This window comes from Xanthomonas bonasiae (genome assembly GCF_014836395.1).
GTDB classification, from domain to species: Bacteria; Pseudomonadota; Gammaproteobacteria; order Xanthomonadales; family Xanthomonadaceae; genus Xanthomonas_A; species Xanthomonas_A bonasiae.
Genome location: NZ_JACSQX010000001.1, coordinates 220,269 through 240,489 on the forward strand (window position 1 = coordinate 220,269; position 20,221 = coordinate 240,489).

Consider the following 20,221-nt stretch of genomic DNA (forward strand, 5'->3'; position numbering starts at 1 on the left):
TTTCAGGACATCCGCATGAACACGACCCACAAGATCGCCCTCGTCACCGGCGCCACCCGCGGCATTGGCCTGCATACCGTGCGCCAGCTGGCCGAGGCCGGCGTGCACACGCTGCTGGCCGGCCGCGATTCCACCCGCACCACGGCCGCTGCGCTGGAACTGCAGGGCGAGGGCTTGCCGGTGGAGGCGCTGACCCTGGACGTCACCGACGCCGCCAGCATCGCCGCCGCGGTGGCGGCGGTGCAGGCGCGCCATGGCCGGCTCGACATCCTGGTCAACAACGCCGGCATCATGATCGACGATATGAAGCTGGCGGTCTCGCAGCAGAGCCTGGAGACCTGGCGCAAGACCTTCGACACCAACGTGTTCGGCCTGATCGCCGTCACCCAGGCATTCCTGCCGCTGATGCGCGCCGCGCCGGCCGCGCGCATCGTCAACGTGTCCAGCCTGCTCGGCTCGCTCGCCCTGCACAGCCAGCCCGGCTCGCCGATCTACGACTTCAAGGTGCCGGCCTACAACGTGTCCAAGAGCGCGGTGAACGCGTGGACCGTGCAACTGGCCTACGAACTGCGCGACACCCCGATCAAGGTCAACACCATCCACCCCGGCTACGTGAAGACCGACATGAATTCCGGCGAGGGCGAGCTGGAAGTGGCCGACGGCGCGCGCAGCAGCGTGATGATGGCGCTGCTCGACGCCGATGGCCCGACCGGCAGCTACACCCATGTGGGCCAGGTGCTGCCATGGTGATCCGTCCCGCGATCGGCGCGCTGGCGTTGGCGCTGCTCAGCGCCTGCGCCAGCGTCGGCCCCAACTACCGCGCCCCGGAACAGGCGCCGGTGACGCTGCAGGGCGCGGCGGCACCGGTGTTCGCGACCGCCTCGCCGGTGGCATCGTGGTGGGCGCAGTTCGACGACCCGGTGCTGGAACAGCTGGTGCACCAGAGCCTGGTCGCCAACCTCGACCTGCGCATCGCCCTGTCGCGGGTGCACGAGGCGCGCGCGGTCTTCGCCGAACGGCGCCTGGACCAGGCGCCGCACGTCACCGCCAACGGCGACTACAGCCGCGGCAAGGCGCCGGATGCGGACGCCGGCGGCGCGCGGGTGCTGACCGAGAGCTACAGCCTGGGCTTCGATGCCGGCTGGGAACTCGATCTGTTCGGGCGCCAGCGCCGCGCCACCGAGGCGGCGCGCGCCGACCTGGAAGCCGAACAGGCCGGCATGGCCGATGCGCAGGTCACCGTGGCCGCGGAAGTGGCGCGCAACTACTTCGAGTTGCGCGGCGCGCAGAAGCGCATCGCGGTGGCGCGCACCACGCTGGACAACCTGCGCGATACCCAGCGCCTGACCGAGACCCGCTGGCAACTGGGCGCCGGCAGCGAACTGGACGTGCAGAGCAGCCGCGCCCGGCTCAAGGCGATCGAGGCCGACATCCCGTTGCTGGAAGTCAGCGAAGCGCAGGCCCGGCATCGGCTGGCGGTGCTGCTGGGCCGCCCGCCCGGCGCGCTGGACGAGCTGCTGGCGCCGCGCGCGACGCCGGCCTATGCGCGCGCGCTGCCGCTGGGCGATACCACCCAGTTGCTGCGCCGGCGTCCCGACGTGCGCATCGCCGAGCGCCGGCTGGCGGCGGCGACGGCGCGGATCGGCGTGGCCACCGCCGACCTGTTCCCGCGGATCAGCCTCAGCGGCTTCGTCGGCTTCCTGTCCGGCGATGCCGGCTCGCTGCTGCGGGGCAGCAGCAAGGCCTGGTCGCTGACCCCGTCGATCAGCTGGGCGGCGTTCGACTTCGGCACCGTGCGGGCGCGGCTGCGCGCCAGCGAGGCGCAGGCCGACGGTGCCGCCGCCGACTACGAGAAGGCGGTGCTCGGCGCGCTGGAGGATACCGAGAACGCGTTGACCTCCTACGCCAAACAGCAGGCGCGGCTGGCGATCGTCGCCGAACAGGCGCAAGCGGCGGGCCGTGCCGAAGCGCTGGCGCAATTGCGCTACCGCGAGGGGTCGGAGGATTTCCTGACCCTGCTCGATACGCAGCGCACCAAGCTGTCCGCCGACGATGCCCTGGCCGATGCCGAGGCGTCGGTCAACGTCGGCGTGGTGCGGGTGTACAAGGCGCTCGGCGGCTGGGGCCAGGATGCGGTGCTGCCGCCGGAGGTGGCGCTGGCGACGCCGCCTGCGCCGGCGCCAGTTCCGCGCTGACCGCCTGGGCGTTTTCTCGCTGCTGTTCACGGCCGCCGGTCTCTCGCTGGCGGAGCGACCCCAGTCGCGTTGGGCGGTAGCGAAAACGCCCAGCGCGACTGAGCAGCGCGTGGCAGGCGAGGGCGCTGCGGCCGGCATGCCGCGGCAGCTGCGCGGCAGAGGGTGGTGCGACCGCGCATGGCGGCAAGATCGCCCTGCAGGTCGATGCCGATCCTGCCGCCCTGCCCAGGCATCGGCGGCAGTGCGGCCCGCTGGCGCACCACCGGCGCCCGCGATCAGCCCTCGATCAGGTCGTCGGCGATCACGTAGGTGTCGCGGCCGCCGTTCTTGGCGTGGTACAGCGCCGCGTCCGCGCGCGAGAACCAATCCTGCCAGTGTTGCTCGCCGCACAGCATGGCCGCGCCGAGGGAGACGCTGATGCGGCCGCCGGGGCCGCGCAAGGCCTCGCGCGTGACCTGGTGCAGGCGCTTGGTGAAGGCGGCCAGCTCGCTGCGCGACTGCACGCGCGTCACCACCACGAATTCCTCGCCGCCGAAGCGGAACACCTCGTCCGGCGCGCGCACCTGGAAGCGCAGCAGTGCGGCCAGCTCGGCCAGCGTGCGGTCGCCGGCGGCGTGTCCGTAGAGATCGTTGACCTCCTTGAAGTGATCGATGTCGATCACGATCAGCCCATGCCGGCGCGGCTTGCGGCGCGCATCGGCCACGCGCTGCGACAGGCTGCGTTCCAGCATGCGCCGGTTCGGCAGCCCGGTCAGCGCGTCGTTCGACGCCAGCTGTTCCAGCTGCACGCGGTCGCCCTCCAGGCGCAGCGACAGCACGTAGCCCAGGCCGGTGATCAGCAGCGACACCGCGAGCAGCGAGAACGTGTGCTCGGTGCCGAGCAGGGTGCCCGGGGTGACCAGCATGATCACGATCAAGGTGGCGTTGCAGGCCAGCCCGACGCCGCGCGCGACCACGAAGAAGTTGCTCATCATCGCCAGGTACAGCCACGGTACCGCGGCCTGGTGCAGGGCATGGCTGGCCAGCGCGCTGCCCAGCAACCAGCTCAGGGTCAGCAGCGCGTCCATGCGGCCGTCGCCGCGGCGCAAGGCCAGCGAGGTGGCCAGCGCCGCCAGGCCGGCCAGCGTGGCGCCGGCGGCGGCGCTCCAGGCATGGCCCTGGAGCCACTGATAGGCCCCGAACAGCAGCAGCACCGCGGCGGTGGTCGGCCCCAGGATCTTGATGATGCCGAGCCGGAAGTGCCGGCGCATCGATGCGCTCACGGCCGGACGGCGCTCTGCGTGGCGAGCGCTATCGGCTTGGCAACGACACGCTGGGGAACGGGGAGAAAGGCGTGCATGCGGGCATCGCGCTGCGTTAGGGTCGCAGTGAACAGGCAAATTCTGTGCCGTCCGCCGCATCGGCTGCGTGAGTGCGGCAGGGCGGGGAGATCGCGAGGCAGCTGGCGTCGCCCCGGTCGTGGCCGCGTGCCGGTTCGCCTTGCCCCGTATCGGCGCAAGGCGTGAGCCGGCGCAGCGCCGGCGTCGCACTCGCGCGTTTTACTCCCGCACAGGCATAGGCGCAGCTGCCGCCGCGGGCCCGGTGCTGGCGACGCGGGCCGTGTGCGGCCTGGCGGCCTGGCTCGGGTCGGGCGCCAGCCGCTGGCAGTCGTGGTGGAACGTGGCCTGCGGCAGGCGTTCGGCCAGGAAATCGACGAAGCTGCGGATCGCCGGCAGCAGGCCGCGGCGGCTGGGGTAGACGAAATGCAGCAGGCCCTGGGCGGTGCTGTAGTCCGGCAACACCCATTCCAGCATGCCGTTGGCGAGCAGCGGGGCGCAGAATTCCTCGGGCAGCAGCGCCACGCCGCAGTCCTGTACGGCCGCGGCCATGAGCACGGAGAAATCGCCGCTGACCAGCCGCGGCGTCATCTCCACCGCGGTCTTGTTGCCGTCGCCGTCGAGCAGTTCCCACAGCTGCGCGCCCTCGTGTTCGAACATCGACAAGGCCGGCAGCCGGGCCAGCTCCTGCAGCGTCTGCGGACGGCCCTGCGCGTCCAGGAACGCGCGGCTGGCCACCAGCATGCCGCGCGCATGGCCGATGCTGCGCACCACCAGGGTGGCATCGGTATCGAGCTTGTCGCGCACCCGGATCGCCACGTCGTAGCCTTCGCCGATCACGTCCACGCGGCGGTTGGTCGCGGTGAGCCGCACCTGCACCTTGGGGTGTGCGAGCAGGAACGCCGGCAGGATCGGGCCCAGCACGTTCTGCGCCAGCGACACCGGGCAGCTGACCCGGACCACCCCGCGCGGTTCGGTGCGCAGTTCGTCGACCGCCTCCTGCGCGGCGCGCGCTTCTTCCAGCACCGCGCGGCAATGCTGGTAGAAGCGCGTGCCGACCTCGGTGACCACGAAGCGTCGCGTGGTCCGCTGCAGCAGGCGCACGCTGAGCCGCTCCTCGAGCTGGGCGACGCGCTTGCTCAGCCGCGACTTGGGCAGGCCCAGCGCCCGCCCGGCGGCGGAAAATCCGCCGTGTTCGACCACCGAGGCGAAGAAATACAGATCGTTGAGGTCGTGCAGGACGCCGTCCATCGTCGGGATCATCGTTTCTAGTTGCGAACGATCAGTGTACTTCAGGCGGACTAATCGTTCGATTGTTTCGCGCGTATCGTCTCCGCCATGCCGCTTCGCGGCCAACGCAAAGGAACCTCCATGAAACTCCTGCACATCGACAGCAGCGCGCTCGGCGCGCATTCCGTCTCGCGCGGCCTGACCGCGGCCATCGTCGCCGAGTTCGTCGCCGCGCATCCGGGCGTGGACGTCGCCTACCGCGACGTGCACGCCGCGCCGCTGAGCCACTGGGCGCCGCCGGCCGGCGATGCCGACCCGGCAGCCATCGAAAACAGCCAGGTGCTGGAAGAGTTCCTGGCCGCCGACGTCGTCGTGGTCGGCGCGCCGATGTACAACTTCGGCATCGCCAGCTCGCTGAAGGCCTGGATCGACCGCCTCGCCGTGGCCGGCAAGACCTTCCGCTACGGCGCAGCCGGTCCGGAAGGCCTGGCCGGCGGCAAGCGCGTGATCGTCGCGTCCTCGCGCGGCGGCATCTACAGCGCAGGCAGCCCGGCGGCGGCGAACGATTTCCAGGAGACCTACCTGCGCGCGGCGTTCGGCTTCTTCGGCATCACCGACATCGCGTTCGTCCGCGCCGAAGGCGTGGCGATGGGCGAGGACCACCGCAGCCAGGCGATCGGCGGCGCGATCGCGGGCATCGGCGGCCTGTTGCGCGAGGCGGCGTGAACCGTCGCTTCGCGCGTTGCCGGGACGTCTGCCGGTAGAGCGGGGCATCGGTGAGGCAAGAGCGGTCGGCGCAAATAGGCCCGGCCGCTTTCGCATGTGTGCTGGAGTGGCGCGTGTTTCGCGCAGAGCGTCGGCACAGCCAGCATGGCCTCGATGCCAAGACTGCGTGGGCCATGCCGCAGAGATCGGAATGCGCCCGTCGATCCGATGGCGTCCATGCCACCGCGCGCGGCCGTTGCCGGCGCCAGCCGGCGCCGTGGGTGCTCTACGGTGTTTCGCCGTCGATCAGGCGCATGCCCTGCGGGCTGAGCGCGATGTCGCCGTCTTCGCCTTGCGCCGCGTGGTTTTCGCGCACCGCCCAGTTCGCCTCTTCTTCGGTGACCGGCTTCGTGGCGTGGATGTCTTGCAGAATGCGCAGTTGTTCGCGGGTCAGTTGCATGGCGCACCAGGGTGGCAATCGATGCCGTCACCGTACAGGCCGCGCGTGATGGGTATGTCGCCGGCATCGGCCTGGGCTGGCTGCGTTTCTTCGGGCGGCGCAGCGCCACACACCGTCCATTGTGGGATCCGCAACGCAAGTCTGGATGCCGCCCCGCGCATGTCGTCGTTCCGACATGCCGCGAGGACATGTTCCTAACAGTGCCTGCCGCATCCTTGCCCTACCAGCTGTGCGGCCGTAGGTAAAATCTCAGGGCTGCTTCAAGGGTGCAGGCATCCGCGGCTGGACCATTTCCTTTCGACGTGTTGCAGATGCCCCACCGCTGGGCGTCTGCCATCTTCGGCTGCGCCGTGCGCTACCGGCGCTCCCGTAACGACTCGCAGCAACTCCGATCCGCTCGCTTGCAGCATCGAACCGACGTGCTGGGCGACGCGGTTCGCTGCGAAGCCTGCCCGTCGCGGTCGCTCCGCGATGGCCGCGCCTATCCCGGAGCCCCCCGCAGATACATCGCTGTGCCGTCAACGGCGTCCTGTCGGTGGCGGGGGGACAAACAAAAAAGGCCGGATTGCCCTGGAATCCAGGAAAATCCGACCCTTGTCGTACGTCCGCGAATTGCTGCGAACGTTCAGATGGTGGAGGTGGGCGGAATCGAACCGCCGTCCGAAGGCACTCCATCCCCGGCACTACATGCTTAGCTCATCGTTGGATCTCATCCCGGAACAGCACGATGTGCGAAGCGCATCCCGGGACCAGCCTGCTTTATTTAGCCAATGGCTGACAGGCAGCCACCACCGGCGATTCCGTGATAATGACCCTACGTCGCGAGCACGGACACAAGCGATTTCGGGGCTAGGCCTTAAGCGGCCAGTGCGTAGTTGTCGTCGTTGGCAACTATAAGTTTGCTGCTGGATTTACGAGGAAAGCGGCCCCCTCGGCATGCGCCAAGCGATTTTGCAACCCCCGTCGAAACCAGTGCACCCCCGGGGAAAACGTAAAACGCTGACCGACACAGTGTAGGGATCGGGGAGGGCAGTCACAAGTCTTGCGACAGGGGCGGCTTAAGCTGGCTTCACTCGGCGCGGCAGCTGGCGGTAGGCGCCGACGGATCTCCCCCAGGCATGGAGCACCGCGATGGCAACCAGGCAACAGCGTGCGCGCGACGGCGGGCGCGATGGGAAACGAGCAGCCGCGGCAGCGGTCGCCGCAGCGAAACCAGCGAACGCGTCCGTCCCGGCCGGCCGGGCAGGGCCTGCACGGCAGGGCATTGCGGCGAAGAAGGCCAAGCCCAAGAAGGCCGCCACGCAGCGGGTCGAGGCGAAGAGCGCGGGAAAGACGGCCGCTCGGTCGAGCGGGCCGGCGCGGCGCAGCGCGGCGAAGGCAGTGGCTGGCGACAGATCCAGGACAGGCGCGCCCAAGGCGGCCAAGCCCAAGACAGTCAAGCCCAAGACGGGTAGATCCGGGGCAGCCAAGCCGGACGCCGCCGCCAAGCGCGCGCCGTCGTCTCATCGCGGCACAGATGCCGCCACCGCCGCCAGCGTTCAGGCGCCTGCGCGCACCACCAGGCCCAAGGCCACCGGCGAAGGCTCGCTGGCACAGGGCCAGGCGCGCACGGTCATCTACATCCATGGCATCGGCAACAAGCCGCCGGCCGAGGTGCTGCGCTGCCAGTGGGATCGTGCTCTGTTCGGCCGCGAGATGGGCGAGCGCACGCGCATGGCGTACTGGGTCAGCCGCGAGCGCTATCCGTCGCCGGAACCGGGCAGTTGCCAGGACCAGGACCGCGGCCCGGCGCTGAACCAGGCCGAGCAGCGGGTGCTCGGCGCGCTGGGCGTGGTGCCGCAGCTGGCCGATCTGCGCCAACTGGCCGATACACTGGCCGGCAGCGACGCCGAACGCGCGCGCCTGCGGCAGTTGCTGGACGAGGTGCAGGCCGCCGCGCCGGAGGCGGCCGGCCTGCATGCGCAGGGGCCGATCGACGTGCTGAACCGGATGCTGCTGAAACTGATCTCCGCCGCGCTGCTGCAGGACGTGCACGATTTCTTCTTCGTGCCGGCGCGGCGCGCGCAGATGCGCGAAAGCCTGCTGCAGCGCATGCGCGCCGGCGGCGGTCCGTTCGTGGTGGTCGCGCACAGCCAGGGCTCGCTGATCGCCTACGACGTGCTGCGCGAGTTCGAGGCCGAGGGCTGCGAAGTGTCGCTGCTGTTGACCCTGGGGTCGCCGCTGGGCCTGCCGGTGGTACGCAGCATGTTCAAGCAGTGGACCGGCACCGAGAAGTTGCCGTTTCCGGCCTGCGTGAAGCGTTGGGTCAACGTCGCCGAGCGGCGCGATCCGGTGGCGCTGGACGACGATCTGAGCGACGACATCGCCGATGCGCAGGGGCGCTTCCACAACATCGCCGGGTCGCGCATCAACCCGGATTGGCAACGCAATCCGCATTCCGGCTCCGGCTATCTGTCCATCGCCGAGGTCCGCGCCGAGGTGCGGCGCGCGGTGGGCGTGGGCTTCGATCAGCCGATCGCGCATCCGGTGCTGATCAAGGATCTGTCCGACCAACTGGAGGCGCACCCGCCGGACTATCGCCACGAGGTGCTGATCGAACTGGACCGCCTGCCGGACGCGCGCGAGCCGGCGCAGTTGAAGCGCGACCTGGTCGCGGCGCTGCGCGAGCTGGCCCAGGCGTCCACCGGATTGCACGGCGAGGCGCTGGACGCGGCGATCGAGCTGGAAGACACGCTGCAGCGCTACGTGTCGGCGCGCCTGACCCGGTTCGAGATCGAAAGCCTGCGCGAGCGCTATCGCACGTTGAGCCTGAAACGGCTGTGGCGCGACGCCGGCAAGCGCGCCCTGATCTACCAGTCGCGCAGCACCGTGCAGGCCGACGCGGCGCAGGTGGCGTACCGCGCGCTCGGCACCGGCATCGGCTGGGCGGTGCTGGACAGCGGCATCGCCGCGGCGCATCCGCATTTCCAGCAGCCCGGTCTGCCGGAAACGGTGCTGGCGCAATGGGACTGCACGCAGCGCGGCCGCGCCCGCGAACTGCGCCACCGCGACGGCGCCGGTTTCGCCGCGCTGGACGGCAACGGCCATGGCACCCACGTGGCCGGGATCATCGCCGGGCAGTGCGAGGCGCCGCTGCCCGGGGCGGCGCCGGCCACGCCACTGCGCTTCGCCGGCATGGCGCCGCAGGCGCGGCTGTACGGGCTGAAGGTGCTGGACGACGACGGCAACGGCCGCGACTCGTGGATCATCAAGGGCGTGCAGCAGGTCGCCGAGATCAACGAGCGCGCCGGCGAGCTGGTCATCCACGGGGTCAACCTGAGCCTGGGCGGCTACTTCGATGCGGAAAGCTACGGCTGCGGCTTCACCCCGCTGTGCAACGAACTGCGTCGGCTGTGGCGGCAGGGCGTGGTGGTGGTGATCGCGGCCGGCAACGACGGCCTGGCCTGGCTGATGCAGGACGATGGGCAGGCCTACCCGATGAACCTGGACCTGAGCATCGGCGACCCGGCCAACCTGGAGGAGGCGCTGGCGGTGGGCTCGGTGCACAAGAGCAGCCCGCACAGCTATGGCGTGTCGTATTTCTCCTCGCGCGGCCCGACCGCCGATGGCCGGCACAAGCCGGACCTGGTGGCGCCGGGCGAGAAGATCGTCTCGGCCCACCATCGCTACGACGCCGATGACCCCAGCACCTGGATGGTGGAGATGAGCGGCACCAGCATGGCGGCCGCGCACGTGTCCGGACTGATCGCCGCGTTCCTGTCGGTGCGCCGCGAGTTCATCGGCTTCCCGGACCGGGTCAAGCAACTGCTGCTGGACCAGTGCCTGGACCTGCAGCGCGATCCCTACATGCAGGGCCGCGGGTTGCCGAGCCTGATGCGGATGCTTGGCGGGACGTGATGGGGCGGGGATTCGGGATTTGGGATTAGGGATTGGCAAAGGCGGCGCACCGCGAATCCCCAATCCCGTCATCCCCAATCACGCATTTTTATTGTGCCGCCGCATGATCCGCTGCTTGTCGCGGGCCCAGTCGCGGTCCTTGGCGGCGTCGCGCTTGTCGTGGTCCTGCTTGCCCTTGGCCAGCGCGATCTCGAGCTTGATCTTGTTCTTGCTCCAGTACATCGCGGTGGGCACCAGGGTGTAGCCGTCGCGCTCGACGCGGCCGATCAGCTTGTCGATCTCGCTCCGGTGCAGCAGCAGCTTGCGGGTGCGGCGGTCGTCGGCGACCACGTGGGTGGAGGCCTGGATCAGCGGGGTGAACTGCGCGCCGAACAGGAACAGCTCGCCCTGGCGCACGAACGCGTAGCTCTCGCCGATGTTGGCGCGGCCGGCGCGGATCGACTTGACCTCCCAGCCCTGCAGGGCCAGGCCGGCTTCGTAGCGGTCCTCCAGGTGGTATTCGTGGCGCGCACGCTTGTTCAACGCGATGGTCTTGTTGGCCGTCGCGCCGTTTGCTTTATCCTTGGCGGGTTTCTTGCTCATCTTGCTATTGTCTCCGATTCGGGGCCTCCCGAACGTCTTGGTCCACTTTCCCCGCACCGAATGCCTATCATCCGCCGCAGCGCCCTGGTCGAACACCCCGCAACGCGCATGTTCGACCTGGTCAATGATGTCGCCGCCTATCCGCGCCGCTTCGCCTGGTGCGATGCGGCGCATGTGCTCGAGCACAGCGACCAGTACCTGGTGGCGCGGCTGGACCTGGGCGTGGGCTCGTTCCGCACCTGGTTCACCACCGAAAACCGGCTGCAGCGCCCCGACCGCATCGATATGCTGCTGCGCGACGGCCCGTTCAAGCGCCTGCAGGGGCAGTGGGAGTTCCAGGGCTTCAACGAGCATGCCAGCAAGGTCAGCCTGACGCTGGACTTCGAGCCGGCCTCGCGGTTGCTCGGGCCGGCGCTGGCGCTGGGCTTCCAGAGCCTGGCCGACCGCATGGTCAACGACTTCGTGCGCGTGGCCGACCGCGAAGACGCATGAGCGGGCTGCGGGTCGAGGTGGTGCTGGCCTGGCCGGAGCGCTTCGTCGCGCGCACGCTGCAATTGCCCGAAGGTTCCACCGTCGCCGATGCGTTGAGCGCAGCGGCCTTGGCCGAGGCGACGCCGGGCATGCCCTGCGCGATCCATGGCAGCGTCGCCGCGCCGACCCAGCTCCTGCACGATGGCGACCGGGTCGAAGTGCTCAGGCCATTGCTGGCCGATCCGAAGGACGCCCGGCGGCGGCGCGCGAAACCGCGCTAGCGCCGCCAGGCGCGTTGCCGGCGCTGCTTACTCGCTGCGGCGCTGCTTCTTCTTGTCCTTGGCCAGGTTGCGGCCGAACTGGCGCACGCTGTTCTTGGCCAGCTCCGAATCGTTGTCCGGGAAATAGTCGCCTTCCCAGCGGGTCACCGTGTCGTTGTCGAAATAGACGACGAAATTCTTGATCTCGGTCCGGCCGAGGCGATCGAGGCGCTCGGTCGAGGTGTAGTCCCAGCGTTGGGCATGGAACGGATCCGGGATCGACGGGGTGCCGAGCAGCGCGTTGACCTGCTGCTTGCTTTGGCCGACCTTGAGCTGATCGACGGCCCCCTGCTTGATCAGGTTGCCTTGGTAGATAGGCTGCTTGTAGATGATCCCGCAGCCAGCGGTGGACAGGGCAACAGCGGCGACCAGCAAGAGATTGCGCATCGGGGACAGTACTGAGGGAAATCGGGTCGATGATACACTCCCGACGACCGCCGCGACCCATCCCGAGGCAGCTGGCGCTAAACCAGCTATGAACGGAGACGCCATGGAATCCCACGATCTGCGCAAAGTCGGCCTGAAGGTCACGCATCCCCGGATGCGCATCCTGGAGCTGCTCGAGCAGAAGTCGGCGCGCCACCACATGACCGCGGAAGAGATCTACCGCCAGTTGCTCGATCACGGCGACGAGATCGGCCTGGCCACCGTGTACCGCGTCCTGACCCAGTTCGAGGCGGCCGGCCTGGTGCTCAAGCACAATTTCGAAGGCGGCCAGGCGGTGTACGAACTGGACCGCGGCGGCCACCACGACCACATGGTGGACGTGGATACCGGCAACGTCATCGAGTTCGAAAGCGCCGAGATCGAGGAACTGCAGCGCAAGATCGCCGCCGATCACGGCTACGAACTGGAAGAGCACTCGTTGGTACTGTACGTGCGCAGCAAGCGCCCGGCCGGCAAGAAGGGCTGAGCTGCCGCCCGAGCGGGCGCGTTCGCGCTCGACCTAGAGTCATCGCCGCAGGCCGCCGCCGTTGGCGCTGCGTGCGGCAGGTTGGATCGGCGCTGGCGCTATCGTTACTGGCGCCTCGCGCAGGCCTGGGTGCGGCGCGCCTGTTGCGAGAACTCGGTTCTGGGGTCGCGGCCATCGCACCACCCGTGTGCCGGCTGTATGCCGGACAGGCCAGCGTGCCTAATGCGTTCGTCTTGGTCCGGTTGATCGCAACCACGTGGAACCGTTCCTGTGGCGTCTCAATAGACAGAGCGAGTGCCCTGTGGAGAGGGGTGGCTTGAGGGGCTTCGGTCTCTGTGGATTGCCCAGCCGTCACGGATCCCGACTCCGTTCGTCGCGACTGAAGTCGCTCCCACAGGGGCGTGCGGCTGGCCGGCTGGGTGCACTAGGGAGCGACTCCCGGTGGCTTTGGCATCGGTCCTGATTGCCGCCGAAATCGGTTGGCTGGATGGCGTCGTTCGTCGCGGTTGAAACCGCTCCTACAAGGGGGACTGGCGGCGAACCGGCTGGGTGCACTGTGGGAGGGGCTGCAGCCGCGACTGCTTCCGAGTCCGGAACGGCTAATGGCTCCGTTCGTCGCGGTTGAAACCGCTCCTACAGGGCGCGCGACGAACCGGCTGGGTGCACTGTAGGAGGGGCTTCAGCCCCGACCCGACCCCATCCGAAGCCAGCAAGCTTCCTATCACCTGATGGCTCGGGATTCCCCAGTGCATGCGCGCGGGGACACCCCACGCTACCGAGCCGAAATCCAGGCCGCCAGCCCGGCGGAACGGTACTGCAGGCGCTTCAACAGTGGCGTCAGCGTGGCCGAATCCAGGAACAGCCGCTCTCAGCCAGCGCTCTGCAGCAGCCGCTTGGCCGCCGCGCGGGCTTCCTTGCTGACCTCGACCCCGCCCAGCATCCGCGCCAGCTCTTCCTCGCGCTGGCGCGGCGCCAGCAGTTCGACCGAGCTCTGGGTCATGCCCTCGACCGGGGCCTTGCTGACCCGGTAGTGGGCGTGGCCCTGCGCCGCGACCTGCGGCAGGTGGGTCACGCAAAGCACCTGGCGCTGCTCGCCGAGCGCGCGCAGCTTCTTGCCGACGATGTCGGCGACCGCGCCGCCGATGCCCGAGTCCACCTCGTCGAACACCATCGTCGGCACCGCGTCCAGGCCCAGCGCGGCGACCTCGATCGCCAGCGAGATGCGCGACAGCTCGCCGCCGGAGGCGACCTTGCGCAGCGCCCGCGGCGGCTGGCCGGCGTTGGCCGCGACCAGGAATTCGACGCGCTCGGCGCCGGCCGGGTCGGGGCGCTCGGCCTCGTGCGGCTCGAGCTGGATCTCGAAGCGCCCGCCGCCCATGCCCAGTTCGCCGATCAGCGCGGTGGTGTCGCGCGACAGCGCCTGCGCGCCGCGCTGGCGGGTGCCGCTGAGCGCGGCGGCGGCGTCGCGCCAGGCCTGGGTGGCGCGGGCGATCTCCGCATCCAGCACGTCCAGCCGTTCGCCGGCCCCGCGCAGGCCCTCGACTTCGGCCAGCAGCGCGTCGCGGTGCTCGCCCAGCGTGTCCGGGGTGACCCGGTGCTTGCGCGCCAGGTCGTGCAGCCGGCCCAGCTTGCGTTCCATGTCCTCGAACTGCGCCGGATCGGCATCGAGGTCGTCGCGCACCCGGTCGACCAGCGCCAGCGCCTCTTCCAGCTGGATCGTGGCGCTGTCGATCAGCGCTTCGACCTCGGCCAGGCGCGGCTCGTATTCGCCGACCTTGCCGAGTTCGTGGCGGGTCTGCTGCAGCAGTTCCAGCACCGCCGGAGCTTCGTCGCCGTTGAGCCGCTGTGCGGCGCCCTCGCAGGCGCCGATCAGCGCCGCGGCGTGGGCCTGGCGGCGATGGTTGGCGTCCAGCGCAGCGATCGCCGCCGGCTCCAGGTCCTCGCGCTGCAGCTCGGCCAGCTGGTGCTCGAGGAAGCCGATGCGGTCGGACACGTCGCCCTGCGCCAGCAGCGTCTCGCGCTCGGCCAGCAGCGCCTGCCAGCGCGCGGCAGCGGCGCGCACCGCGGCGCGTTCGGCCTCGTTGCGGGCGTAGGCGTCGAGCAGGCCGAGCTGGCTGCCGCGCGACAGCAGCGCCTGGTGTTCGTGCTGGCCGTGGATCTCGACCAGGTACCCGGCCAGTTCGGCCAGCTGCGACAGGGTCACCGGGCGGCCGTTGATCCAGGCGCGCGAGCCGCCGTCGGCGCGGATCACCCGGCGCAGCTGGCATTGGTCGTCGTCGTCGAGCTCGTTCTCGCGCAGCCAGGCGCGCGCCGGGGCGGCCTCGGGCACGGCGAATTCGGCCGACAGTTCGGCGCGGTCGGCGCCATGGCGGACCACGCCGCTGTCGGCGCGCAGCCCGGACAGGAAGCCGAGCGCGTCCACCATCAGCGACTTGCCGGCGCCGGTTTCGCCGGACACGACGGTCATGCCAGCGCCGAATTCCAGTTCGGTGCCGCGGACGACGGCGAAATCCTTGATCGAGAGATGTCTGAGCATGGGGGTCGGGATCCAGGGGCGCGCAACGCTAGCACGCGGGGGTAGGTGGGCCAATGACTTGCCAAGCCGGCATGCAGCCATTATCTAGTGTCCAGTCTCACGGATTGATTGCATGCGCGCCTCCCCGGTCCACTCCTCGCTCGACCCACGCGCCCGGCAGCTGTTGCGCACGCTGATCTCGCGCTATATCCGCGACGGCGAACCGGTCGGCTCGCAGACCCTGGCCCGCCACGCCGGGCTGGACGTGAGTCCGGCGACGATCCGCAACATCCTCGCCGACCTGGAGGACGCCGGCCTGCTCAGCTCGCCGCACACCTCGGCCGGGCGCATTCCCACCGCCACCGGCTACCGGGTGTTCGTCGACAGCCTGGTGCAGATGCGCCCGCCGGGCGAGGGCGAGGTGGCGCGGTTGCGCGCGGAGATGAGCAATGCCGCCGGCACGCAGGCGCTGCTCGGCAGCGCCTCGGAGCTGCTGTCGGCGATGACCCACTTCGTCGGCGTGGTCAGCGCGCCCAAGCGCGAGCAGTTCGCGTTCCGGCACATCGACTTCGTGCCGCTGGACGCGCGCCGGGTGCTGGCGATCCTGGTGTTCGCCGACAACGAGGTGCAGAACCGGGTCATCGAACCGCGCAAGGCCTACGAACCGGCCGAGCTGGAACGGGTGGCCAATTACCTGAACGCGCATTTCGCCGGGCGTGCGCTGGCCGACATCCGCGCCAGCCTGGTGCGCGACCTGCGCCACGCGCGCGACGAGATGGAGCTGCTGCTGGCGCACAGCGTGGAGCTGGCCGAGCAGGCGCTGGCCCCGGCCGGCGACGACATGGTGCTGGCCGGGCAGACCAAGCTGATGGGGGTGCAGGACCTGTCGGACCTGGAGCGGCTGCGCGAGCTGTTCGAGATCTTCGCCAGCAAGCGCGAGATCCTGCAGCTGCTGGAGCGCACCATCCGTGCGCCGGGGGTGCGCATCTTCATCGGCGAGGAAACCGGGGTGGTGCCGCTGGAGAGCGTGTCGCTGGTCACCGCGCCGTACATGGCCGGCGGCCAGGTGCTGGGCGTGCTGGGGGTGATCGGCCCCAAGCGCATGGACTACGACCGGGTGATCCCGCTGGTGCAGACCGCCGCCGAAGTCCTGGGCGCGGCCCTGGACCCAACCCCGCCAACAGAGCGCTAGCGCGCAGGGCAATGCGGCCAGCCGGCGGCCGCCCCCCGCGGTTGCCGCCTGCTTTTCCCATTCCCGATTCCCGTCTCCCCATTCCCCCAAATGCAACACAGCATCTTGAATCCGCCCCGCACGCCCACATAGGTGGTCCGGTAGGGCGGGTGCATCTCCCGCCAGGGAACCGGAAATGAACCAAGACCACCCCGAATTCGATTCTGAACACCTGTCCGAGGCGCAGCAGCCGGCGACCGATCCGCTGCAGGCGCAGATCGAGACGCTGCGCACCGAGCTGGCGCTGCTCAAGGCCGACGTGCTGCGCGAGCGCGCCGACCTGGAAAACCAGCGCAAGCGCATCGCCCGCGACGTCGAGCAGGCGCGCAAGTTCGCCAACGAGCGCCTGCTCGGCGACCTGCTGCCGGTGTTCGACAGCCTGGACGCCGGCCTGAGCGCCGCCGGCAGCGAACCCAGCCCGCTGCGCGACGGCCTGGAGCTGACCTACAAGCAGCTGCTCAAGGTCGCCGCCGACAACGGCCTGACCCTGCTCGACCCGACCGGGCAGCCGTTCAACCCGGAGCACCACCAGGCGATCAGCCAGGCCGAGGCCGACGGCGTCGCCCCCGGCCATGTGATCCAGGTGTTCCAGAAGGGCTACCTGCTCAACGAGCGCCTGCTGCGGCCGGCGCTCGTGGTGGTCGCCAAGCACGATTGACGCGTGGCGCCGGCGGTGCGCGCCTGAATCGGGCGCGGCCGCGGCAGAACGCTAATTTGCGGTGATGGCTTGAATGACCTGCGGCCATCCCTATATCCGAACCAGACCCCGGCAGCGGCCGGACACCAGAAATTTTCAGGAGTCATCCAATGGGCAAGATCATCGGCATCGACCTGGGCACGACCAACTCGTGCGTGGCGATCATGGACGGCGGCAAGGCCCGCGTCATCGAAAATTCCGAAGGCGACCGTACCACGCCCTCGATCGTCGCCTACACCAAGGACGGCGAAGTGCTGGTGGGCGCCTCGGCCAAGCGCCAGGCGGTCACCAATCCGAAGAACACCTTCTACGCGGTGAAGCGCCTGATCGGCCGCAAGTTCACCGACGCCGAAGTGCAGAAGGACATCGGCCTGGTGCCGTACGGCATCGTCCAGCACGACAACGGCGACGCCTGGGTGGCCACCGCCGACGGCCGCAAGCTGGCCTCGCAGGAAATCTCCGCGCAGGTGCTGGAGAAGATGAAGAAGACCGCCGAGGCGTTCCTGGGCGAGGCCGTCACCGAGGCGGTCATCACCGTGCCGGCGTACTTCAACGACAGCCAGCGCCAGGCGACCAAGGACGCCGGCCGCATCGCCGGCCTGGACGTCAAGCGCATCATCAACGAGCCGACCGCCGCGGCGCTGGCCTACGGCCTGGACAAGGGCCAGGGCGGCGATCGCAAGATCGCGGTGTACGACCTGGGCGGCGGCACCTTCGACGTGTCGATCATCGAGATCGCCAACGTCGACGGCGAGAAGCAGTTCGAAGTGCTGGCCACCAACGGCGACACCTTCCTGGGCGGCGAAGACTTCGACAAGCGCGTCATCGACTACCTGGTCGAGGAATTCAACAAGGACCAGGGCATCGACCTGCGCAAGGATCCGCTGGCGCTGCAGCGCCTGAAGGATGCGGCCGAGCGCGCCAAGATCGAGCTGTCGTCCTCGCAGCAGACCGAAGTCAACCTGCCGTACGTCACCGCCGACGCGTCGGGCCCGAAGCACCTCAACATCAAGCTGACCCGGGCCAAGCTCGAGGCGCTGGTCGAGGACCTGGTCAAGCGCACCATCGAGCCGTGCCGCACCGCGCTCAACGACGCCGGCCTGCGCGCCAGCGACGTGACCGAGGTGATCCTGGTCGGCGGCCAGACCCGCATGCCGAAGGTGCAGCAGGCGGTGGCCGAGTTCTTCGGCAAGGATCCGCGCAAGGACGTCAATCCCGACGAGGCCGTGGCGCTGGGCGCGGCGATCCAGGGCGGCGTGCTGGCCGGCGACGTCAAGGACGTGCTGCTGCTCGACGTGACCCCGCTGAGCCTGGGCATCGAGACCCTGGGCGGCGTGTTCACCAAGATCATCGAGAAGAACACCACGATCCCGACCAAGGCCTCGCAGACCTTCTCCACTGCCGAGGACAACCAGTCCGCGGTGACGGTGCACGTGCTGCAGGGCGAGCGCGAGCAGGCCCGCTACAACAAGTCGCTGGCCAAGTTCGACCTGTCCGGCATCGAGCCGGCGCCGCGCGGCCTGCCGCAGGTGGAGGTGTCCTTCGACATCGACGCCAACGGCATCCTGCACGTGTCGGCCAAGGACAAGAAGACCAACAAGGAACAGAAGGTCGAGATCAAGGCCGGCTCCGGCCTGTCGGACGACGAGATCCAGCGGATGGTCGCCGACGCGGAAGCCAACCGCGAGGAAGACAAGAAGTTCCATGAGCTGGTGCAGGCGCGCAACCAGGCCGACGGCCTCATCCACGCCACCCGCAGCGCGATCACCGAGCACGGCAGCAAGGTCGGCGGCGACGTGATCGGCAAGGTCGAGTCGGCCCTGGCGGACCTGGAAACGGCGATGAAGGGCGACGACAAGGGCCAGATCGAGGCCAAGACCAAGGTGCTGGAAGAAGCCGGGCAGTCGCTGTACGCGGCGGCGGCCGCCGGCGAGCAGCCGGGCGCTGCGCCGGGCGGCGCGCAGGCCGCGGCCGGCGACGACGTGGTCGACGCCGAGTTCACCGAGGTCAAGGACGACAAGAAGTAAGGCCGGGATTCGGGATTCGGGAATAGGGATTCGAAAGGCCTTTGCCTGCCCGCTTCCCGCTCCCGATCCCCTGTCCGTAGCGCTCGCAAAAGCGGAAGAGTTGACGCTCTCCGCTTTTGCTTTACACGAATCCCGAATTTCGAATCCCCAATCTCCGCCCTATGAGCAAACGCGACTACTACGAAGTGCTGGGCGTGGCCCGTACCGCCAACGACGACGAGCTGAAGAAGGCCTATCGCCGTTGCGCGATGAAGTTCCACCCCGACCGCAATCCTGGCGACCACGCCGCCGAGGCGGCGTTCAAGGAGTGCAAGGAGGCCTACGAGGTCCTGTCCGACGGCAACAAGCGGCGCATGTACGACGCGCACGGCCATGCCGCGTTCGAGCACGGTATGGGCGGCATGGGCGGCGGTGGCGGTGCTGGCGGCCCGGACATGGGCGACATCTTCGGCGACATCTTCGGCAACATCTTCGGGGGCGCCGGCGGCGGTGGCGGCCGCGCGGCGCGGCGCGGCGCCGACATCGGCTACGTGCTGGAACTGGATCTGGAAGAGGCGGTGGCCGGGATCGAGCGGCGCATCGAGATTCCGACCCTGGGCGAATGCGAACACTGCCACGGCAGCGGCTCGGAAGACGGCAAGGTGGAGACCTGCACGACCTGCCAGGGGCGCGGCCAGGTGCGGATCCAGCGCGGCATCTTCGCGATGCAGCAGAGCTGCCCGCATTGCGCCGGGCGCGGCCAGATCGTGCAGAACCCGTGCGGTACCTGCCACGGCGCCGGTCGCGTCGAAGAAACCAAGGTGCTGTCGGTGAAGATTCCGCCCGGCGTGGACAACGGCGACCGCATCCGCCTGTCCGGCGAAGGCGAGGCCGGTCCGGCCGGCACCCCGCCTGGCGATCTGTATGTGGAAGTGCGGGTGCGCGAGCATGCGATCTTCCAGCGCGACGGCGACGACCTGCACTGCGAAGTGCCGATCCGCATCTCTCAGGCCGCGCTCGGCGACACCGTGCGCGTGGCCACGCTGGGCGGCGAGGCCGAGATCCGCATTCCGGCCGAGACCCAGACCGGCAAGCTGTTCCGCTTGCGCGGCAAGGGCGTGCGTTCGGTGCGCAGCCGCAGCGAGGGCGACCTGTACTGCCGCGTGGTGGTGGAAACCCCGGTCAATCTCACCGCCGACCAGCGCAAGCTGCTGGAGCAGTTCGAATCCACCTTCACCGGCGAGGACGCGCGCAAGCATTCGCCGAAGTCGGCGACCTTCATCGACGGGGTGAAGGGGTTCTGGGACCGGATGACGTCGTAGAGCCGGGATTGGGGATTCGGGATTCGCAACGGCGGGTGCCTAGCGGCGGTCGCGAGTGTGTGGACCGATGGAAGAGGCACGTGCAGGGCGAGAGCCCGGCACGTGCCTTTTTCGGTTTTCTGGATTGCGATCGATTGCGTGCGAATCGAATGCCGGTTTCGGGAGGGATCGCCGCGGTGCTGCTGTTACCAATCCCCAATCCCGCATCCCGATCCCAGCCCTTGAACTACGGCGATGCACGGAAGGGGGTCTGGGACCGGATGACCTCCTGATCCTTCCGCGCGGGCCGCGTCGGCGCAATGCCCGCGCGGCCGCGCTGGCCGCGCATCGCTAGCGTGCGCCGTCTGCGCCGCGTCACCCT

General features: G+C 69.3%; 17 protein-coding genes, 1 other RNA gene and 1 pseudogene. 11 read left to right on the forward strand and 8 right to left on the reverse strand.

From position 1 onward, the window contains the following. The first annotated feature begins 15 nt into the window (after nt 1–15). Both H9658_RS00995 and H9658_RS01000 read left to right on the forward strand, forming a co-directional pair. Nucleotides 16–750, forward strand: coding sequence for an SDR family oxidoreductase (locus H9658_RS00995; protein ID WP_191824045.1), 735 nt, complete (start codon nt 16–18; stop codon nt 748–750). Then, entirely contained in the window at nt 744–2,195 is a 1,452-nt protein-coding gene (locus H9658_RS01000) for an efflux transporter outer membrane subunit (protein WP_191824046.1), read from the forward strand. The genes H9658_RS00995 and H9658_RS01000 overlap by 7 nt, the downstream gene beginning before the upstream one ends. Nucleotides 2,196–2,470: 275 nt before the next feature. On the opposite strand, the gene H9658_RS01005 is transcribed toward H9658_RS01000, so the two are convergent. After that, complete coding sequence (locus H9658_RS01005) at nt 2,471–3,445, reverse strand: GGDEF domain-containing protein (RefSeq protein WP_179565177.1); 975 nt, start codon at nt 3,443–3,445, stop codon at nt 2,471–2,473. A 288-nt stretch (nt 3,446–3,733) separates the two neighbouring features. Next, entirely contained in the window at nt 3,734–4,762 is a 1,029-nt protein-coding gene (locus H9658_RS01010) for a LysR substrate-binding domain-containing protein (protein ID WP_191824047.1), read from the reverse strand. Nucleotides 4,763–4,882: 120 nt separating this feature from the next. Here H9658_RS01010 and H9658_RS01015 point away from each other — a divergent pair, with 120 nt between their 5' ends. After that, the gene (locus tag H9658_RS01015) at nt 4,883–5,467 is read left to right on the forward strand and encodes an FMN-dependent NADH-azoreductase (RefSeq protein WP_191824048.1); all 585 of its coding nucleotides are present in this window, start codon (nt 4,883–4,885) and stop codon (nt 5,465–5,467) included. A gap of 265 nt (nt 5,468–5,732) precedes the next feature. Here H9658_RS01015 and H9658_RS01020 read toward each other — a convergent pair whose 3' ends face one another. Together H9658_RS01020 and ssrA are read right to left on the reverse strand one after the other, a co-directional pair. Further along, complete coding sequence (locus H9658_RS01020; RefSeq protein WP_179565175.1) at nt 5,733–5,906, reverse strand: hypothetical protein; 174 nt, start codon at nt 5,904–5,906, stop codon at nt 5,733–5,735. Nucleotides 5,907–6,536: 630 nt separating this feature from the next. Beyond that, nucleotides 6,537–6,888: a transfer-messenger RNA gene (ssrA, locus tag H9658_RS01025) on the reverse strand. A 674-nt stretch (nt 6,889–7,562) separates the two neighbouring features. Here ssrA and H9658_RS01030 point away from each other — a divergent pair. Then, entirely contained in the window at nt 7,563–9,803 is a 2,241-nt protein-coding gene (locus H9658_RS01030; RefSeq protein ID WP_191824264.1) for a S8 family serine peptidase, read from the forward strand. A gap of 78 nt (nt 9,804–9,881) precedes the next feature. Here the strand turns inward: H9658_RS01030 and smpB are convergent, their stop codons facing one another. Further along, nucleotides 9,882–10,385, reverse strand: coding sequence for an SsrA-binding protein SmpB (smpB, locus tag H9658_RS01035; RefSeq protein WP_003467984.1), 504 nt, complete (start codon nt 10,383–10,385; stop codon nt 9,882–9,884). Between the two features lie 60 nt (nt 10,386–10,445). On the opposite strand from smpB, the gene H9658_RS01040 reads away from it, so the two are divergent. Together H9658_RS01040 and H9658_RS01045 are read left to right on the forward strand one after the other, a co-directional pair. Then, a complete protein-coding gene (locus H9658_RS01040) occupies nt 10,446–10,877 on the forward strand; it encodes a type II toxin-antitoxin system RatA family toxin (RefSeq protein WP_191824049.1) in 432 nt (143 codons plus the stop codon). Then, nucleotides 10,874–11,137: an RnfH family protein gene (locus tag H9658_RS01045; protein WP_179565173.1), complete on the forward strand. Its 264-nt coding sequence runs from the start codon at nt 10,874–10,876 to the stop codon at nt 11,135–11,137. The genes H9658_RS01040 and H9658_RS01045 overlap by 4 nt, the downstream gene beginning before the upstream one ends. A gap of 27 nt (nt 11,138–11,164) precedes the next feature. Here H9658_RS01045 and H9658_RS01050 read toward each other — a convergent pair whose 3' ends face one another. Then, entirely contained in the window at nt 11,165–11,563 is a 399-nt protein-coding gene (locus tag H9658_RS01050; protein ID WP_179565171.1) for an outer membrane protein assembly factor BamE, read from the reverse strand. Between the two features lie 103 nt (nt 11,564–11,666). Between H9658_RS01050 and fur the strand changes: the two genes are divergently transcribed. Continuing rightward, nucleotides 11,667–12,089, forward strand: coding sequence for a ferric iron uptake transcriptional regulator (fur, locus tag H9658_RS01055; RefSeq protein ID WP_179565169.1), 423 nt, complete (start codon nt 11,667–11,669; stop codon nt 12,087–12,089). A gap of 796 nt (nt 12,090–12,885) precedes the next feature. Here the strand turns inward: fur and H9658_RS23260 are convergent. Both H9658_RS23260 and recN read right to left on the reverse strand, forming a co-directional pair. Next, nucleotides 12,886–12,957, reverse strand: a pseudogene (locus H9658_RS23260) (MarR family transcriptional regulator); the annotation flags it as partial. Further along, nucleotides 12,958–14,625, reverse strand: coding sequence for a DNA repair protein RecN (recN, locus tag H9658_RS01065; protein WP_191824050.1), 1,668 nt, complete (start codon nt 14,623–14,625; stop codon nt 12,958–12,960). It lies immediately after the preceding pseudogene. A gap of 112 nt (nt 14,626–14,737) precedes the next feature. Here recN and hrcA point away from each other — a divergent pair, with 112 nt between their 5' ends. From hrcA to dnaJ, 4 genes are all read left to right on the forward strand, one after another. After that, nucleotides 14,738–15,796, forward strand: a complete 1,059-nt coding sequence (gene hrcA / locus H9658_RS01070; RefSeq protein ID WP_179565165.1) for a heat-inducible transcriptional repressor HrcA — start codon at nt 14,738–14,740, stop codon at nt 15,794–15,796. A 175-nt stretch (nt 15,797–15,971) separates the two neighbouring features. Beyond that, on the forward strand, nt 15,972–16,493 hold the full coding sequence (grpE, locus tag H9658_RS01075; RefSeq protein WP_179565163.1) for a nucleotide exchange factor GrpE: 522 nt from the start codon (nt 15,972–15,974) through the stop codon (nt 16,491–16,493). 149 nt (nt 16,494–16,642) lie between these two features. Next, nucleotides 16,643–18,559 carry a molecular chaperone DnaK gene (gene dnaK, locus H9658_RS01080; protein WP_191824051.1) on the forward strand — a complete coding sequence of 639 codons (1,917 nt, stop codon included), beginning with the start codon at nt 16,643–16,645 and terminating at the stop codon, nt 18,557–18,559. 161 nt (nt 18,560–18,720) lie between these two features. Continuing rightward, on the forward strand, nt 18,721–19,860 hold the full coding sequence (gene dnaJ / locus H9658_RS01085; protein ID WP_179565159.1) for a molecular chaperone DnaJ: 1,140 nt from the start codon (nt 18,721–18,723) through the stop codon (nt 19,858–19,860). Nucleotides 19,861–20,221: the final 361 nt, after the last annotated feature.

Coding starts and splice junctions, on each gene's coding strand:
- H9658_RS00995 (WP_191824045.1), top strand. CDS start 16: ATGAACACGACCCACAAGATCGCCCTCGTCACCGGCGCCACCCGCGGC.
- H9658_RS01000 (WP_191824046.1), top strand. CDS start 744: ATGGTGATCCGTCCCGCGATCGGCGCGCTGGCGTTGGCGCTGCTCAGC.
- H9658_RS01005 (WP_179565177.1), bottom strand. CDS start 3,445: ATGCGCCGGCACTTCCGGCTCGGCATCATCAAGATCCTGGGGCCGACC.
- H9658_RS01010 (WP_191824047.1), bottom strand. CDS start 4,762: ATGGACGGCGTCCTGCACGACCTCAACGATCTGTATTTCTTCGCCTCG.
- H9658_RS01015 (WP_191824048.1), top strand. CDS start 4,883: ATGAAACTCCTGCACATCGACAGCAGCGCGCTCGGCGCGCATTCCGTC.
- H9658_RS01020 (WP_179565175.1), bottom strand. CDS start 5,906: ATGCAACTGACCCGCGAACAACTGCGCATTCTGCAAGACATCCACGCC.
- smpB (WP_003467984.1), bottom strand. CDS start 10,385: ATGAGCAAGAAACCCGCCAAGGATAAAGCAAACGGCGCGACGGCCAAC.
- H9658_RS01040 (WP_191824049.1), top strand. CDS start 10,446: ATGCCTATCATCCGCCGCAGCGCCCTGGTCGAACACCCCGCAACGCGC.
- H9658_RS01045 (WP_179565173.1), top strand. CDS start 10,874: ATGAGCGGGCTGCGGGTCGAGGTGGTGCTGGCCTGGCCGGAGCGCTTC.
- H9658_RS01050 (WP_179565171.1), bottom strand. CDS start 11,563: ATGCGCAATCTCTTGCTGGTCGCCGCTGTTGCCCTGTCCACCGCTGGC.
- fur (WP_179565169.1), top strand. CDS start 11,667: ATGGAATCCCACGATCTGCGCAAAGTCGGCCTGAAGGTCACGCATCCC.
- recN (WP_191824050.1), bottom strand. CDS start 14,625: ATGCTCAGACATCTCTCGATCAAGGATTTCGCCGTCGTCCGCGGCACC.
- hrcA (WP_179565165.1), top strand. CDS start 14,738: ATGCGCGCCTCCCCGGTCCACTCCTCGCTCGACCCACGCGCCCGGCAG.
- grpE (WP_179565163.1), top strand. CDS start 15,972: ATGAACCAAGACCACCCCGAATTCGATTCTGAACACCTGTCCGAGGCG.
- dnaK (WP_191824051.1), top strand. CDS start 16,643: ATGGGCAAGATCATCGGCATCGACCTGGGCACGACCAACTCGTGCGTG.
- dnaJ (WP_179565159.1), top strand. CDS start 18,721: ATGAGCAAACGCGACTACTACGAAGTGCTGGGCGTGGCCCGTACCGCC.